10 protein-coding genes and 3 pseudogenes are annotated in these 14550 nt (G+C 71.6%); 9 read left to right on the top strand and 4 right to left on the bottom strand.

Annotated features, from left to right (window positions below; all coding sequences use genetic code 11):
- Positions 1 to 87 precede the first annotated feature (87 nt).
- The 6 genes from ACFYZE_RS13795 to ACFYZE_RS13770 all read left to right on the top strand — a co-directional run bounded on the left by ACFYZE_RS13795 (position 88) and on the right by ACFYZE_RS13770 (position 8334).
- On the top strand, positions 88 to 1332 hold the full coding sequence (locus tag ACFYZE_RS13795) for a 3-deoxy-7-phosphoheptulonate synthase (protein ID WP_388992238.1): 1245 nt from the start codon (positions 88 to 90) through the stop codon (positions 1330 to 1332).
- The gene (locus tag ACFYZE_RS13790) at positions 1329 to 1985 is read left to right on the top strand and encodes an isochorismatase family protein (protein ID WP_388992235.1); all 657 of its coding nucleotides are present in this window, start codon (positions 1329 to 1331) and stop codon (positions 1983 to 1985) included. Before ACFYZE_RS13795 ends, ACFYZE_RS13790 begins: the two co-directional genes overlap by 4 nt.
- Positions 1982 to 3916, top strand: coding sequence for an anthranilate synthase family protein (locus tag ACFYZE_RS13785; protein ID WP_388992232.1), 1935 nt, complete (start codon positions 1982 to 1984; stop codon positions 3914 to 3916). Before ACFYZE_RS13790 ends, ACFYZE_RS13785 begins: the two co-directional genes overlap by 4 nt.
- A 9-nt stretch (positions 3917 to 3925) precedes the next feature.
- Positions 3926 to 5149, top strand: a complete 1224-nt coding sequence (locus ACFYZE_RS13780) for a hypothetical protein (protein ID WP_388992229.1) — start codon at positions 3926 to 3928, stop codon at positions 5147 to 5149.
- Positions 5146 to 6615: a flavin monoamine oxidase family protein gene (locus ACFYZE_RS13775; RefSeq protein ID WP_388992226.1), complete on the top strand. Its 1470-nt coding sequence runs from the start codon at positions 5146 to 5148 to the stop codon at positions 6613 to 6615. Before ACFYZE_RS13780 ends, ACFYZE_RS13775 begins: the two co-directional genes overlap by 4 nt.
- A gap of 132 nt (positions 6616 to 6747) precedes the next feature.
- Positions 6748 to 8334: a LuxR C-terminal-related transcriptional regulator gene (locus ACFYZE_RS13770; protein ID WP_388992223.1), complete on the top strand. Its 1587-nt coding sequence runs from the start codon at positions 6748 to 6750 to the stop codon at positions 8332 to 8334.
- Positions 8335 to 8684: 350 nt separating this feature from the next.
- Here the strand turns inward: ACFYZE_RS13770 and ACFYZE_RS13765 are convergent.
- A pseudogene (locus tag ACFYZE_RS13765) lies at positions 8685 to 9086 on the bottom strand (carbohydrate esterase); the annotation flags it as partial.
- On the opposite strand from ACFYZE_RS13765, the pseudogene ACFYZE_RS13760 reads away from it, so the two are divergent.
- Positions 9080 to 9403 (top strand): annotated as a pseudogene (locus ACFYZE_RS13760) (polysaccharide lyase family protein); the annotation flags it as partial. The pseudogenes ACFYZE_RS13765 and ACFYZE_RS13760 overlap by 7 nt on opposite strands.
- Before the next feature lie 16 nt (positions 9404 to 9419).
- Here the strand turns inward: ACFYZE_RS13760 and ACFYZE_RS13755 are convergent.
- A pseudogene (locus tag ACFYZE_RS13755) lies at positions 9420 to 9839 on the bottom strand (RICIN domain-containing protein); the annotation flags it as partial.
- Between the two features lie 106 nt (positions 9840 to 9945).
- Positions 9946 to 11040, bottom strand: a complete 1095-nt coding sequence (locus tag ACFYZE_RS13750) for a family 43 glycosylhydrolase (RefSeq protein WP_388992219.1) — start codon at positions 11038 to 11040, stop codon at positions 9946 to 9948.
- A 180-nt stretch (positions 11041 to 11220) separates the two neighbouring features.
- Here ACFYZE_RS13750 and ACFYZE_RS13745 point away from each other — a divergent pair, with 180 nt between their 5' ends.
- Entirely contained in the window at positions 11221 to 13341 is a 2121-nt protein-coding gene (locus ACFYZE_RS13745; RefSeq protein WP_388992216.1) for an autotransporter, read from the top strand.
- Positions 13342 to 13350: 9 nt separating this feature from the next.
- On the opposite strand, the gene ACFYZE_RS13740 is transcribed toward ACFYZE_RS13745, so the two are convergent.
- Positions 13351 to 13506, bottom strand: coding sequence for a hypothetical protein (locus ACFYZE_RS13740; RefSeq protein WP_388992213.1), 156 nt, complete (start codon positions 13504 to 13506; stop codon positions 13351 to 13353).
- 382 nt (positions 13507 to 13888) lie between these two features.
- Here ACFYZE_RS13740 and ACFYZE_RS13735 point away from each other — a divergent pair.
- Positions 13889 to 14550 (top strand): HAMP domain-containing protein (locus tag ACFYZE_RS13735; protein WP_388992210.1); only part of this gene is annotated, 662 nt, incomplete at its 3' end.

Below are 14550 nucleotides of genomic sequence, written 5' to 3'. Positions count from 1 at the left end.
CCTACCCAAGTGAGTAGGTGCTTTTCGGATCACCCCTCCGTAGGCTTCCGGTGCGTATTCCGCCCGGTCGATCGAGGAGACCATGAGGTGAATGGACAGGCGCTCGCCGGTTCCGGCGTCGGCCTGAGGCCCCTGTCGGACGACGAGATCCGGCACTGGCGGCGGTTCCCGGCCCACCAGCAGCCGGAATGGCACCAGACGGCGGAACCCGCCGTGAAGACCCTGACCGAACTCCCCGGACTTGTCGACGAGGACGAGGTCGACACGTTCGGCGCCCTGCTCGCCGAGGCGGCCTCCGGCGCCCTCGGTGTCGTCCAGGCCGGGGACTGTGCCGAGGACCCCGGACACTGCGTACCCGAACGGCTCTCGGCCAAGGCGGAGTTGCTGAGCACCCTGGCGGCTGCGCTGAGCGCCGCGACGGGCCGCGAGACCGTGACGGTCGGACGCATCGCCGGCCAGTTCGCCAAGCCGCGGTCCCGGGCGACCGAAGTGGTCGACGGTGTCGCCCTGCCGTCGTTCCGCGGCCTGATGGTCAACGCCCCCGACCCCGACCCGGCGGCCCGCAGACCGGACCCCGGCCGGCTGCTCACCTGCTACGCGGCGGCCCGCACCGCGGTGGAGTTCCTGCGTGAGCACAGCGCGCCGGGTGTGCCGCACCGCAGGATCTGGACCAGCCACGAGGCCCTGGTGCTCGACTACGAGCTGCCCCTCGCCCGTCGGACCGCGGACGGCCGGCTGCTGCTGACCTCCACCCACTGGCCCTGGGTGGGCGAGCGCACCCGCGACCCGGAGGGCGCCCACGTGCGGCTGCTCGCGGAGGTGGCCAACCCCGTGGCGTGCAAGGTCGGCCCCACCATGACCACCGCCGCGCTGCTGCGGCTGTGCGCCCTGCTCGATCCGCACCGCACGCCGGGCCGGCTCACCCTGATCGCCCGGATGGGGCCCGGCCAGGCGGCCCGCCGGCTGCCCGGACTCGTCGCCGCCGTACGCGCAGCCGGCCACCCGGTGCTGTGGCTGTGCGACCCGCTGCACGCCAACACGATCACCGCGCCGGACGGTCTGAAGACCCGCGTCGTCGCCACGGCCGTGGCCGAGATACGGGCCTTCTGCGCCGCCGTCCAGGCGTCGGGCGGCGTGGCCGGCGGCCTGCACCTGGAGGCGACCCCCGAATCGGTCGCCGAATGCCTGTGGCACGCCTCGGAGGTACGGCCCGACGACCCCGCCGCCTACACGACACTGTGTGATCCCCGCCTCAACCGCGCCCAGGCGCTGGCCGCCGTGGAGGCGTGGCGGTGCGCCGGCGCGCCCGGGACCGAGGAGGACGTCCGATGACCTCGATCGACCCCATCGCCCCCTACGAGCTGCCCGTGGAGGCCCTCACCGGAGCCGACCGCACCGGTTGGCGTCCCGACCCGCGCCGTGCCGCGCTGCTCGTCCACGACATGCAGCGGTACTTCCTGCGCCCGTTCCGCCAGGACGTCCCGCCGCTGTCGGTGGCGCTGCCCAACGCGGTGCTGCTGCGTCAGACGTGCGCCTCGGTCGGCGTGCCCGTCTTCTACACGGCTCAGCCCGGCGGCATGACCGAGGAACAGCGCGGGCTGCTCGGCGCGTTCTGGGGTCCCGGCATGGCCGCCGCCCCCGAGGACCGGCTCGTCGTCGACGAGCTCGCACCGGCCGCGGCTGACCGGGTGCTGACCAAGTGGCGCTACAGCGCCTTCCAGCGGACCCCGCTCCTGGACCTGCTGCGGGCCGCGGGCCGCGACCAGCTCATCGTCTGCGGTGTCTACGCGCACCTCGGCTGTCTGATCACCGCCGTGGACGCCTTCGGCCACGACATCCAGCCGTTCCTGGTGACCGACGCGGTGGCCGACTTCAGCGCCGAGGACCACCGCCTGGCCGTGTCGTACGCGAGCCACGCCTGCGCGGCGACACCGACCACCAAGCAGGTCGTCGAGGACCTGCTGCGCGGGGAGGGTGCGCAGTGAGGCCGCTTCAGACCCTGTGGCAGGGGCCGGACGTCCGTCCCTTCGCGCTGCTCCACCGTCCGGAGTCCGCCCCCGGAGTCGTCGAGGTGCTCACCGGCGACGTCAGCGAACTGCCAAGCCTTGACCGACTGCCCGCACCCGACCCCCGTGGAGGCCGTCACCAGACGCTCGCGGTGCTGCCGTACCGTCAGATCGGCGAGCGGGGCTTCGCGTACCCGGAGGACCACGCGCCGCTGCTCGCCCTGGCCGTGGACGAGCAGTGGACGCTGCCCCTCCAGGAGGCGCTGCGCGGACTCCCCGACGAGCCGATCGCGTTGACGGACGCCGGGTTCGACGTTGACGACGACACGTACGCCGACACCGTCCGCCGGCTGATCGCGGAGGAGATAGGGCGCGGCGAGGGCGCCAACTTCGTCGTCAGACGCTCCTTCACCGCCCGCATCGACGGCTACTCCCCCCGGCTCGCCTGCGCCCTGCTGCGCCGGCTGCTGGTCCAGGAGGGCGGCGCCTACTGGACGTTCGCGGTGTACACGGGCGAGCACACCTTCGTGGGCGCCAGCCCCGAACGCCACATCAGCCTGCGGGACGGTACGGCCGTGATGAATCCGATCAGCGGCACCTACCGGTTCCCCGAGGACGGTCCGAGCCTGGCCGGAACGCTGGAGTTCCTCGCCGACACCAAGGAGTCGGACGAGCTGTACATGGTGGTCGACGAGGAACTGAAGATGATGGCCTCGGTGTGCGAGGGCGGCGGCCGGGTCGTCGGCCCTCGGCTGAAGGAGATGGCCCATCTCGCGCACACCGAGTACTTCATCGAGGGCCGCTCCACGCTGCCCGTGCACGAGGTGCTGCGGCGCACGCTGTTCGCCCCGACCGTCACCGGCTCCCCGCTGGAGAGCGCCTGCCGGGCCATCGCCCGCTACGAGCCGCAGGGCCGCGGCTATTACAGTGGCGCGCTGGCCCTGATCGGCACCGACCCGCGGGGCCTGCCGGAGCTGGATTCCGCGATCCTCATCCGTACCGCGCACATCGACCGTCGGGGCGGTCTGAGCCTCGGCGTCGGCGCCACCGTCGTACGACACTCCGACCCGGCCGCGGAGGCGGCGGAGACCCGGGCGAAGGCGGCCGGCCTGCTGCGCGCGCTGCAGGGCCCGCCGCCCGGGGCCGCTTCGCGCGGGACCGGCCGCCGGCCGCTGGCGGACGAGCCCGCGGTTCGCCGGGCGCTGGCGGACCGCAACACGGGGCTGGCACGGTTCTGGCTGGCCGGACAGGGCGAGGACGGCCCTCCGGCCGCCCTCCCCCGCCACCGGATCCTGGTGATCGACGCGGAGGACAGCTTCACCGCCATGCTGGCGCACCAGATCCGTACGCTGGGACCGGAGGTGACGTTACGCCGGTACGACGAGGCCGTCGATCCGGCCGCCTACGACCTGGTGCTGGCCGGCCCCGGTCCCGGTGATCCCCGTGACCTCGCCCATCCGAAGATCGCGGCGCTGCGTGCGATCCTGCGCGACGTGCTGGCCCTACGACGGCCGTTGCTCGCCGTCTGCCTCGGGCACCAGGTGCTCAGCGGGCTCCTGGGGCTGGAACTGGTCCGGCGCGAGCGCCCGAACCAGGGGCTGCGGCGGGAGATCGACCTGTTCGGCCGGCGGGTTCGGGTGGGCTTCTACAACACCTTCGCCGCCCGCGCCGGCACCGGCACCCTGCCGCCGGGGATCCTGGACCGCTGCGTCGACGTCTGCCGGGACGAGGCGACGGACGAGGTGCACGCCCTGCGCGCGCCCGGACTGCGTTCCTTCCAGTTCCACCCCGAATCGGTGCTCAGCACGGACGGGTTCGGTGTCCTCGCACAAACCCTGGAGGAGTTGCTGCCGCGCCCCGTTCCGCACCCGGCCTCGTCCCCCGCGCCCGTCTCGTACGCCCTGAAGTGAGAGCAGCCCATGAGTTACCGCACGATCCTCACCCGGCAGACCGGAGCCTGGGCCTTCACCGCGTCCATGACCCGGCTGCCCGTCGCGATGGCGCCGCTGGCCATGGTCTTCCTCGGCCACGGGGCCACCGGTGGCTACTCGACGGGCAGCGTGCTGGCCGCGTTCTTCATCGCGGGTGAAGTGGTGGGCGCCTGGGCCCTGGGCACGTTCCTGCATCCGCGCCGACTGCGCCTGCACCTGTCGACGGGGCTCGGTGTCGGAGCGGCGGCGTTCACCGCGCTCGCCCTGTGGCCCGACGCGGCGCTGCCCCTCCTCGCCGCCGCCTCGTTCGTGGCCGGCGGAGCGCCCGCCGCGAGCCCCGGCGCCCTGCGCACGCTGCTGACCTCCGTGGTGGACGACAAGGATGTCGCCCGGGCGTTCAGCGCGGACTCCATCCTCACGGAACTGGTGTGGCTCGCCGCGCCCGGCCTGGTGGTGCTGCTCGCCCTTGAGGCCGGTCCGGGCGTGCCGATGGCGGTGTGCGCGCTGTGTCTCGTGCTCGGCACGGCGATGGTGTTCACGCTGCGCTCCGCCAAGGCGGTGGAGGCGGACGCGGCCGAGGGCGGTGAACGCGCGCCCACCCCCGTGGTGCTGTCCGGCTGGCCCATCTACGTCACCAGTGCGGCGGCGATGTCCCTGATGGCCGTCTCCGAACTGGTCCTGACCCCGCTGTTGCAGTACCGCCACCTGCCGGTCGGCCTGGCCGGTGTGCTGCTGATGGTGTTCGCGGGTCTGTCGGCCCTCGGCGCCTTCGTCTACGGGCTCAGGTCCTGGCCGGGCACGGCCAGGACGCACAGTCTGGTCTGTCTGGTGGGCACCGCCGCCGGCATCACCGTCGTGGCGCTCGTACCGGGCCTGACCGGTATCGTCCTGGGCTTCCTCGCGGCGGGCGTCCTGCAGGCCGTGGTCATGGTGACCCGCAACCTGTCGCTGCGCGAGGCGCTGCCGAGCAGCGCCCACACCGCGGGCTACTCGGTGATGTACGCCGTCCAGGGCATCGGCTACTCACTGTCTGCGGTCTTCGCCGCGGTGATGCTCGACCGGTCCACGCCCAGCGCCGCCATCCTCACCGGGGTGGCGTTCACCCTGGTGCTGACCGCGGTCAGCACCCTGGCCGAGCGGCGCGCGCAGCCCGCCACGGCACCTCTTCCCGTAAAGAAGCAGTGCGAGACTCCGGAGAGCAGCCCTTCATGAGGACCACGACTCCCTGGGAATCCACCGAACCGCTGCCCGAGCGGAGCATCCCCGCCGCTCTGGGCGCCGTCCCCGCCGACGGACTGCCCGATGCGACCCGTCCGCGCCGGCGCGTCCTGGTCATCGGGGCGGGCATGGCCGGCCTTGTGGCCGGCTACGAACTGCTGCGCCGCGGGCACGAGCCGCTGATCCTGGAGGCCCGAGCCCGCGTCGGCGGTCGCATCCACACCGTGCGGGACCTCGCACCGGGCCTGTACGCCGAGTTCGGCGCCATGCGCATCCCGCGCGTGCACGCGCTGACCCTGGGCTACTGCCGGGAGTTCGGCCTCGCCCTGCGGCCCGGCACCGCGCGCAACCCGAGGACGCTCGCGTACGTCGGGGGCCGCCGGCTCACCCTGGAGGAGGCCGAGGCCGAACCGCGGCTGCTGCCGTTCCCGCTGGCCTCGTACGAGGCGAACCGCACCCGGGAGGAGATGTGGCGGGAGGCCACCGAGGAGATACGGGACCTCTACCAGCGTGAGGGCAAGCAGGCATTGGAGGCGCTGGCCGCCAAGTACGACGCGTACTCGATCCGTGGCTTCCTCAAGGCGCGGGGCTGGTCGGAGGGCGCCATCGAACGCCACGCCGTGATGTCGTTCTCCGAGTCCACCCTCAACACGGCCGTCATGCAGGAGTTCCGGGAGGTGATCGGAGAGGCGTACGACGACGTGCAGGAAGTCGTCGGCGGAATGGACCGGTTGCCGATGGCTTTTTACGAACGGCTCGCGCCCCACATCCGCTTCGGAGTGGAGGTCGTCGCGCTGGAACAGGACGGCACTTCGGTCACGGTGCGGGCCCGGGTGGGCGGCGACCGCGTCTCCTTCACCGGTGACGAGGCCATTTGCACGCTTCCGTTCTCCGTACTGCGCGGGATCGAGGTGAATCCCGCGTTCTCGCACGGGAAACAGAAGGCCGTACGGCAACTCCACTACGACGCCGCGACGAAGATCTTCTTCCAGGTGCGCCGCCCGTTCTGGGAGGAGACCGACGGGATTCGCGGCGGCACCACCGTGACCGACCTTCCGGTGCGCCGCGTCATTTACCCGGCCCACCCCGACTCGCCCACGTCCCGTACCGTGCTGCTGGCCAGTTACACCTGGGGGCAGGACGCCCTGCAGTGGTCGGCGATGAGCCCTGACCAGCGGGTGGAACGGGCGCTGCGCGACGTCTCCCGCATCCATCCGGAAATACGGGACGAGTTCGAGGCCGGAATCAGCCACTCCTGGTACCAGGATCCCTACGCAATGGGCGCTTATGCCCTGTTCGAACCGGAACAGCAGACCTCCCTGGCGGCCGATATCAATCGCTCCGAGGGCCGTATCCATTTCGCCGGTGAACACTGCTCGCAGTGGCCTGCCTGGATCGAGGGGGCGGTGGAATCGGGAATCCGGACGGCCCGCCGAATCCATCTCGGCCAGACTGTGTGAACAGCATACGAAAAGCGTGACCAGGCCACCTCGATCGCGATCTGTCATGCCCCCGCTACGATAAGCTCCTCACGTCTAACAGAGCTGAAACACAGCCGATGGGAGACGGGGGAAAGCGGCATGGGGACCGTCATGACCAGGGATGACGCGACGGCCGTGGTGGGACGGGTCGTGGAGCTGCTCCAGGACCTCGCGGACGTTCCGATCGAGACCTTGCGCAGCATCGCCCAGGAGTCCTCGGTCACGCACGCGGTGCAGCTCACCGAAGCACTGTTGCAACTGACCCCGTCGGGTTCGTCGGCCGGCTGGCTGCGCTGCCTGCTGTCCGAGCTGCTCTTCATCGCGGGCCGGCCCGCCGACAGCGTGGCCACCGTGGCGGCGCTGCCGCAGGGCGCGGTGGCGCCGTCCGTCGCCGGGAGTGCGGCCGTGGCCGAGGTGCTCTCCGGCGCGTTGCTGCACCCGCACTCGGCGGAGGCCTCCGCCCGCCGGCGGCTGCGGGCGGTCGCGGGGGACATCGACCAGGATCCGGCGGCGATCGCGGCGGCCTCGGTGATGGCGGACTGCCGGGCGCGGGCCGGGGACATGGAGAAGGCGCTCTACTGGTCACGCCTGGTGGCGCACCACGCCGACCTGGTGCCCTCCCCGTTCTGGAGCATGCACCTGCTGGTCGAGGCGGCCGCGCGGCTGGCGGACGCCGGTGAGGACGCGGAGGCGGAGACGCTGGCCGAACGGGTCCGCGCGCGGTGGGATCGGGCGCCCTACCCGGGCATCGAGGCCGCCCTTGCCCGGGTGCAGGCCAAGGTGCTGATCCAGCGCGGGCTGTGGTCTCCGCTGAACAGGCAGGTCAACGACGTCGCGGCGGCCGCGACTCCGGAGCGGGGGGAGCGACTGCACGCGCCGCTGCTGCTCGCGCAGCTGAGCATCGCCGCCGTGTACGCCGGCGACCTGCCCACCGCGCAGACCCGGCTTGAGGCCTGCCGGCGGCTTCTGCCGGAGCGGGGCGCCGCGGTGTGGGACGCCCGGCACGCACCCGAGGTGCCGTGGGCGGAACTGTTGTGGGAGGAGTGCGACGGCGGCTCGAAACGGGCCGTGCAACGGCTCACCCGGCTGGCCCGCGACCCGCGCGCCCCGCTGGTGCGGCTCTTCGCGACGGTGCCCGGCGCGGCGGCGTGGGCGGCCCGGATCGCGGTGGACGCCGGTCAGCGCGGCCTGGCCCGGCACATCGGCGCCGTCACCGAGGACGTACGCGCCCTGCAGCCGGTCCGGGCGGCTCTGTCGGCCGAGCATGTCCGGGGCGTGCTCGACCGCGACCCGGTGGCCCTGGCGAGGGCGGCGACCCAGCACCGGCACGCCTGGGCGAGGGCACGTGCGGCGAGCGATCTCGCCGCGAGCCTGGAGGACCGGGCCGGTCCTCCCCCGGTGTGGCAGAGCGAGCCGGGACGGCACCGCGGCAGCTGGCACGTGGTGCCGGCCGCGCAGCCCGAGCGGGACGACGGCGGGCAGGAGTCGGGCTGGGAGGCCCTCAGCGGGCGGGAGCAGCAGGTGGCACGGCTGGCCGCAGCGGGTCTGACGAATCGGCAGATCGCCTCGCGGGTGCACTGCTCCGTCCACACGGTCAACTTCCATCTGCGCAGCGTGTTCCGGAAGCTGAAGATCACCTCCCGGGTGGAGATCGGCCGCCATCTGGCCTCCGAGACTCGGGCGCACCCGACGGGGTGACCCGCGCGCCCGTGGGCGGCGGCCGTGTCGGGCCTGAGTGGTGCGTTCGCGGGCCGACTTTGCGACCTGCTCTGGGTCGCCGCTGAAGCCGCCCTCGGCGTCGACCGCGGTGCCCGCCGAAGTGTGACGTGCGCCGCGTGGGGGAATACGGCGGACCGCTGCCCCGGGTCAACGTGGTACTGCGCACGGGGACGACCGCCCGGCTGCGCCATGGCGGCCCTTTGGGCCCCGGGCCGCCCGTCAGGGGGCAGCGAACCCGAGACACAGGCCTGGGGCGCCCCGGTTCCGGTCGGGACGCCCCAGGGGCTTTCGGTCGGGGACTGTCGGCGAGTTCCCCGTTCGGGCGGGGCCTAACGTGAAAGACCCTCCGGTATCAGATCTTGCGCCACCAACTCGTCGCGCACCAGACCCGCGTACACAGTCGCGCCGTGAACGGACGTATGCGTGTTGTCCCGCTTCTCGTTGTACAGGTAGAGCGACTTGGAGCCCTCGACGCCCAGCGACTCCACCAGCGCCTTGGTCCTGGCCGTCAGATCGATCAGCGGGACGTGCTCGGCGGCGGCCACCGAGCGGATCACCGCGGGGTGGTCCACGCCCAGGCCGTTCACCAGCAGCGCGGTGTTGTTGTTCAGCGTACCGTCAGCATTGAACCAGCGGCGGACGATCGGTGTCACCAGCACCGGCTCACCATCCTTGTCGCGCACGCCCGCGACGAGGGTCTCCAGGTTCGTCCGGTAGGCCGACTCGTCGGTCTGCGGCGCAGGCCGCCGCCGCGCACACCCTGCGGATCGGCGTGACGACGGCGTACGCGAACGGACGGCCGCAGATCACCGTGAACGACTGGACCTCGTCGATCCCCTCGCCGCCCACGCAGCCGAGCACGCGGTCGCTGACCGTGGGCTCGTACCGGGGCAACAACCACACGTTCACCCACAGCGTTCCGGCCGGTGCCTGGCTCACGGACACCAGCCAGTACAACGTGCTGAAGATCAACGTGATGAGCGGCTCGGGGACGACGGGCCATCTCAGCGCGGGCACGGCGATCGACGCGATCGACCTGCTGGCCTGAGCCATCCGGCGGGTGGTCATGTTCCGTGCGTCCACTGCTGGTTGGTGCCTCCGTTGCAGGTGTAGGTGATGATCGCGGCGGAGTTGGCGGTGGACGCGCCGGACACGTCCAGGCACTCGCCGGTCGCCCGGGACTTGACGGTCACGTACGAGCCCGTAGTGGTCACCGACCACTGCTGGCCGGTGGCGGAGGCGTTGCAGTTCTCCTGGGTGACGTCGTTCGCGTTCTCCTGCACGCACAGGGAGCTGTGACGTGCCATCAGCTGGTAGTAGCCACTGCCGGCGGACTTGAAGCAGAACTTCTGGTTGGTGCCGCCGTTGCAGTCGTACTGCTTGATCTGGGCGCCCTGCCACAGGGACTGACTGGTCACGTCGGCGCACCTGCCGCTGTGCCGGGCGATCAGCGTGTTGTACGCGGCGCCGGTGCCGCTGATCGTCCGGTTCACCGACACATCGGGCAACGCCCTGCACGCCCACGGCGGCGGAGTCATCAAGGCCGGCGGCTACTACTACTGGTTCGGTGAGGACCGCAACGCGGACATCTCACGCGCCTCCCGTCGTCGCGGTGTCGGCGACCGGGACACCGAAGTCCGGGGTCCCGTCCGGCTTCCAGCCGAGCTTCTGGACCCGGGTGTGGCGGTTGGGATCGTTCAGCGGGTCGCCGGTGATCTCCTTGTACTGGCGGGCGTGGTACACGAGCACGTCGGTGCGGCCGTCCTCGGCGACGGTGAAGCAGTTGTGGCCCGGGCCGTACTGCTTGGTGGTGTCGTTGCTGGTGAAGACGGGTGTCGGGGACTTGGACCAGCTCGCGGGGTCCATGAGGTCGCTGTCGGCGTCGGCGGTGAGCAGGCCGATGCAGTAGTGGTAGTCGGTGGCGCTCGCGGAGTAGGTCAGGAAGACGCGGCCGTTGCGCTGGAGCGCGTAGGGGCCTTCGTTGACCTTGAAGCCGACGCACTCCCAGTCGTACTCGGGCGTGGACAGCCGGATCTGAGGGCCGGTCAGCGTCCAGGGGTTGGCCATCTCGGACAGCCAGACGGCCGTGTTGTTGTCCATGCCGGGCTCGTGCTGGGCCCAGGCCAGGTAGCGGGTGCCGCGGTGGGTGAAGGTGGTGGCGTCGAGCGAGAACGTCTCCCAGGCGGTCTTGATCTGCCCCTTCTCCACCCATGTGCCCTTGAACGGGTCGGCGTTGCTGTTCTCCAGCACCCAGATGCGGATCTTCCACACGTCCTCGGCGGGGGCGGAGGCGAAGTAGATGTACCACTTGCCGCCGATGCGGTGCAGCTCGGGTGCCCAGATGTGCGCGGCCATGTCGCCGGTGGGGTGGGCCCGCCAGATGACGGACTCGGCGGCAGAGGAGAGGCCGTTGATCGTGCGGGAGCGGCGCAGGATGATCCGGTCGTACTCGGGGACGGTGGCCGTGAAGTAGTAGAAGCCGTCGGTGTGGCGGTGGATGTGGGGGTCGGCGCGCTGCTTGACGAGCGGGTTCACGTACGGGGGTGCTTTCGGGGTCGTGACCGAGGTGGCCGATGTGGCTGCCTCGGCCACGCCGGAGACCGCCGCCAGGGCGCCCGCGGCCAGGGCTCCCTTCAACATCAGTCTGCGGCTGGGGGCTTCGGGCAGGTCGGGGTCGCGGCTCATGCGGACTGCCTCTCCGGGTGGGGAACGGGGATGCGGTGCGACTGGATGCCGTTCGGTATCCCGTACTGCATCTGTCATTCCGAACGCCGAAAAGGTAAGGGCGTGGTACCGGGAGGTCAACGGGTCCGGAGCGACGAGCCGGAAACCGCTTGCCATTTTCTGTTATCGGCAGCCCCGTCCATGCGTCCCCCATACGTGCGCAGCCATACCCGAAGAACCGCAGCGGCCGTCGGCGCCCTCGTCGCGGCCGCTCTCACACTGACCGCTCCCCCCGCCTCCGCGGCCGGGCCGCGCGACGTCACCGCCGACGTGCTCGCCGGCCGGGACGTCACCCTCTCCGGTGACACGGTGGTGACCGTGCCGGCCGGGACGACCACCTACGGCGGGGCGTTCCACGGCGAGGGCACGCTCACCGTACGCGGCGGCGGCACGCTGATCCTCACGAAGGACAGCGACTTCACCCTGCCCGCCGCCCGGCAGCGGCAGCGCGTCACGACCCGGGGCGGCAACCACCCCTACACCACGGTCACGGACCCCGACCCGCCCGCGATCACGGTCGAGCGCGGTGCGACGCTGCAGTACGGCACCGGCGGCGGCAGCGGACTGATCGGCCACTTCCCGTACAACACCCCTGGTTACCGGCTCAATCAGCTGAACATCCGGGTGGACGGCACTCTGCGCCTGTCCCTGACCCGCACCTTCAACCTGGGCACCATCAGCGGTTCGGGCCTGGTCACCCAGCCCCGGAACATGTGGGGCACCCTCGACCTGGCCGGAACGCACCCCTTCTCCGGCGTCATCGACAACGGCACCGGCACGGCGGCCGGCCGCCCCGAGTTCCCGGTCGCGCTGCCGAACGCCCGGGCGATCGTCAACCAGGGCTCCTGGATCATCGACACCCCGCTGAACCAGACGATCACCCTGCGCCAGGACTTCTACCAGCGGGAGTACGGCAGCGACGTCAACGTCCACTCACGGCCCGGCAGCAGGGTCGTGCTCACCGGCCAGTACAGCCACAGCGACCGCGGCGGCGACACGAACCCCTCCCTCAGCGACCCGGGCCTCAACTGGCGGCCCGTGCCGCACCGGGTGAACAAGCGCGGCACCAACATCGAGGGCGCGAACGTGTGGTGGGGCGACGGGACCACGCACAGCATCTTCATGCCGGGCACCAAGGACACCGTCTACATCAACCTGCACGAGGCGAGCGGCCGGCGCTCCCTGCTCACCTTCGACTACAACGGCCCGGTGACGCTCGGCGCCCCCATCGGCGGCGGCCGGTACCACGACACGCTGGCCGCGCCCGGTGCCGGGGACGTCGTCATCGCGGGGACACGCGGCAACGACGTCACGTTCGCGGCCCGCCAGTACTACGACGGGTCGACGACCATCGAGAAGGGGGCGGTTCTGCGGCTGGGCTCGGGGAAGCCGGGCGGGGACGGTTCACTGATGACCGGCACCGGGCGGACGCGGATCGTGGACGACGGCACGCTGGTCGTCCGCAACACCTCGACGCCCGTGTCGCTGTCCCGGATCGGCGGCAGCGGCTCGATGGTGCAGTCGGGCGCCGATACGACCACGCTGACCGGTGCGGGGGTCGCCTACACGGGCACGACCACCGTCACAGACGGCACCCTGGCCCTGCGCGGCGGCGCAACACTCGCCCACAGCGAGGCGATCCGGCTCACGACGCCGGGCGCGCGGCTCGACCCGGGCACGGCGGGCCTGCGGGTGTCGACCACCCTCACCGGCCGGGGCACGGTGCGCGGGCCGGTGACGAACGACGGCACGGTGACGGGCGGGCTCACGGTGACCGGTGACTACGCCCAGGGCGCGCAGGGGGGACTGGTCCTGCGCGACAGCCCGTTGAAGGTGGCCGGCCGGATCCGGCTGGCCGGTGGCCTCGACCTGTCGGACGCCGGCTCACAGTCCGCCCGGCAGATCACCGTCATCGACCACGGGGGCCGTACGAAGGCCGACGGCACGTTCACGGGCCTGCGGGAGGGGGCGAAGGTGAAACTCGCCGACACCACCTACCGCATCAGCTACCAGGGCGGCGACGGCAACGACGTCGTGCTGACCGCCGTCGGCGCGCCCCCCTCCGCGAAGGCGCTCACCGCCCCGTCGTCCGGTACGGCGGACCGCGCTTGGACCGCAGACACCGGCTCGCTGTCATGGTGGCCGGGGTACGCGCTGGGAGTGGCGGTGGTCGCCGGACTGATGGTCCCGGCGATCCTCCGCGAGCGCCATCGCAGCGCACGAGAGGGCGCACGGCAGGGGGGACGGCACGCGGCCCGGTGACACCGCCGTTCAGCGTGCCGCCTGTACGACCTGGCCCGCCGCCCGCAGGTAGTCCCGTACCAGGGGGCGTCGGTCGCCCGCGCGGCGGGCCGGGGCCCGGCGGCTCGGGGCCAGGCCCCGGACCGGGCGGGTGACGACGCCGCCGCGGGTGCTCGTGGCAGTCATGACGCTTTCGGGTGACGGGGACCGCCCGTGCGAGGGTGCACGGAGGGGGCGGGAAGGGCTGGACCGTAGCCCGGCATTCCACATGGTGGGCGATTTATTCACGAACTGGACATACAAGGCCGTCGACCGCCGGACCGGCCACCGGTGCGAAAACTTCGCTGAGTACCCCCGAGCGGCTTGCACATGCCTGTCCCGCGGGCCTTTTTTCGGCGAGCCGAGATGTTTCCGCGACGCTTTGTTCGCCGCGGGCCGACTGGGTTAACCTGCGACGGATTTTCTCATCGCGCAGACCCGTGAACTGCGGAAATACGGCGATGGGCGGGGCCCGGCGCGGTTCCGAGTCCTCGGCGTGAGGACTCTAGGGGAGCGGAACGAGGTGCGCATGACCAGCAAGGCGACCGAGGTTGTGGAGCGGGGACCGGGTGAGCGGGAGCTGCGGCAGCTTCTGGCCGGGCTGACCGCCGTACGGGACGGTGACTTCGGCACACGGCTGCCGTCCGACGGGGAGGGTCTGCTCGGCGACATCGCCACCGTCTTCAACGGCATGGTGGACCAGTTGTCCGTGTTCACCTCCGAAGTGACGCGCGTGGCGCGCGAGGTGGGCACCGAGGGCACGCTGGGCGGTCAGGCCCAGGTACCGGGGGTTTCGGGCACCTGGGCCGACCTGACCGACTCGGTCAACGCCATGGCGGGCAACCTCACCACGCAGGTCCGTGACATCGCCCAGGTGGCGACGGCCGTGGCCAAGGGCGATCTGTCACAGAAGATCGACGTGCCGGCACGCGGTGAGATCCTGCAGCTGAAGGAGACCGTCAACACGATGGTCGACCAGCTCTCCGCCTTCGCCGACGAGGTCACCCGCGTCGCCCGCGAGGTCGGCAGCGAGGGCAGGCTGGGCGGCCAGGCCCAGGTGCCCGGTGTCGGCGGTGTGTGGCGCGACCTCACCGACTCCGTCAACTTCATGGCGGGCAACCTCACCTCTCAGGTCCGCAACATCGCCCAGGTGACGACCGCGGTCGCCCAGGGCGACCTCTCCCAGAAGAT

It is taken from the genome of Streptomyces sp. NPDC001796 (assembly GCF_042892355.1).
Classification (GTDB): domain Bacteria; phylum Actinomycetota; class Actinomycetes; order Streptomycetales; family Streptomycetaceae; genus Streptomyces.
The sequence above is the reverse complement of the archived record's forward strand: the minus strand, read 5'-3'. Positions and strand labels throughout refer to the sequence as shown.

Coding starts and splice junctions, on each gene's coding strand:
- ACFYZE_RS13790 (WP_388992235.1), top strand. CDS start 1,329: ATGACCTCGATCGACCCCATCGCCCCCTACGAGCTGCCCGTGGAGGCC.
- ACFYZE_RS13740 (WP_388992213.1), bottom strand. CDS start 13,506: ATGACTGCCACGAGCACCCGCGGCGGCGTCGTCACCCGCCCGGTCCGG.
- ACFYZE_RS13750 (WP_388992219.1), bottom strand. CDS start 11,040: ATGAGCCGCGACCCCGACCTGCCCGAAGCCCCCAGCCGCAGACTGATG.
- ACFYZE_RS13745 (WP_388992216.1), top strand. CDS start 11,221: ATGCGTCCCCCATACGTGCGCAGCCATACCCGAAGAACCGCAGCGGCC.
- ACFYZE_RS13770 (WP_388992223.1), top strand. CDS start 6,748: ATGACCAGGGATGACGCGACGGCCGTGGTGGGACGGGTCGTGGAGCTG.
- ACFYZE_RS13775 (WP_388992226.1), top strand. CDS start 5,146: ATGAGGACCACGACTCCCTGGGAATCCACCGAACCGCTGCCCGAGCGG.
- ACFYZE_RS13780 (WP_388992229.1), top strand. CDS start 3,926: ATGAGTTACCGCACGATCCTCACCCGGCAGACCGGAGCCTGGGCCTTC.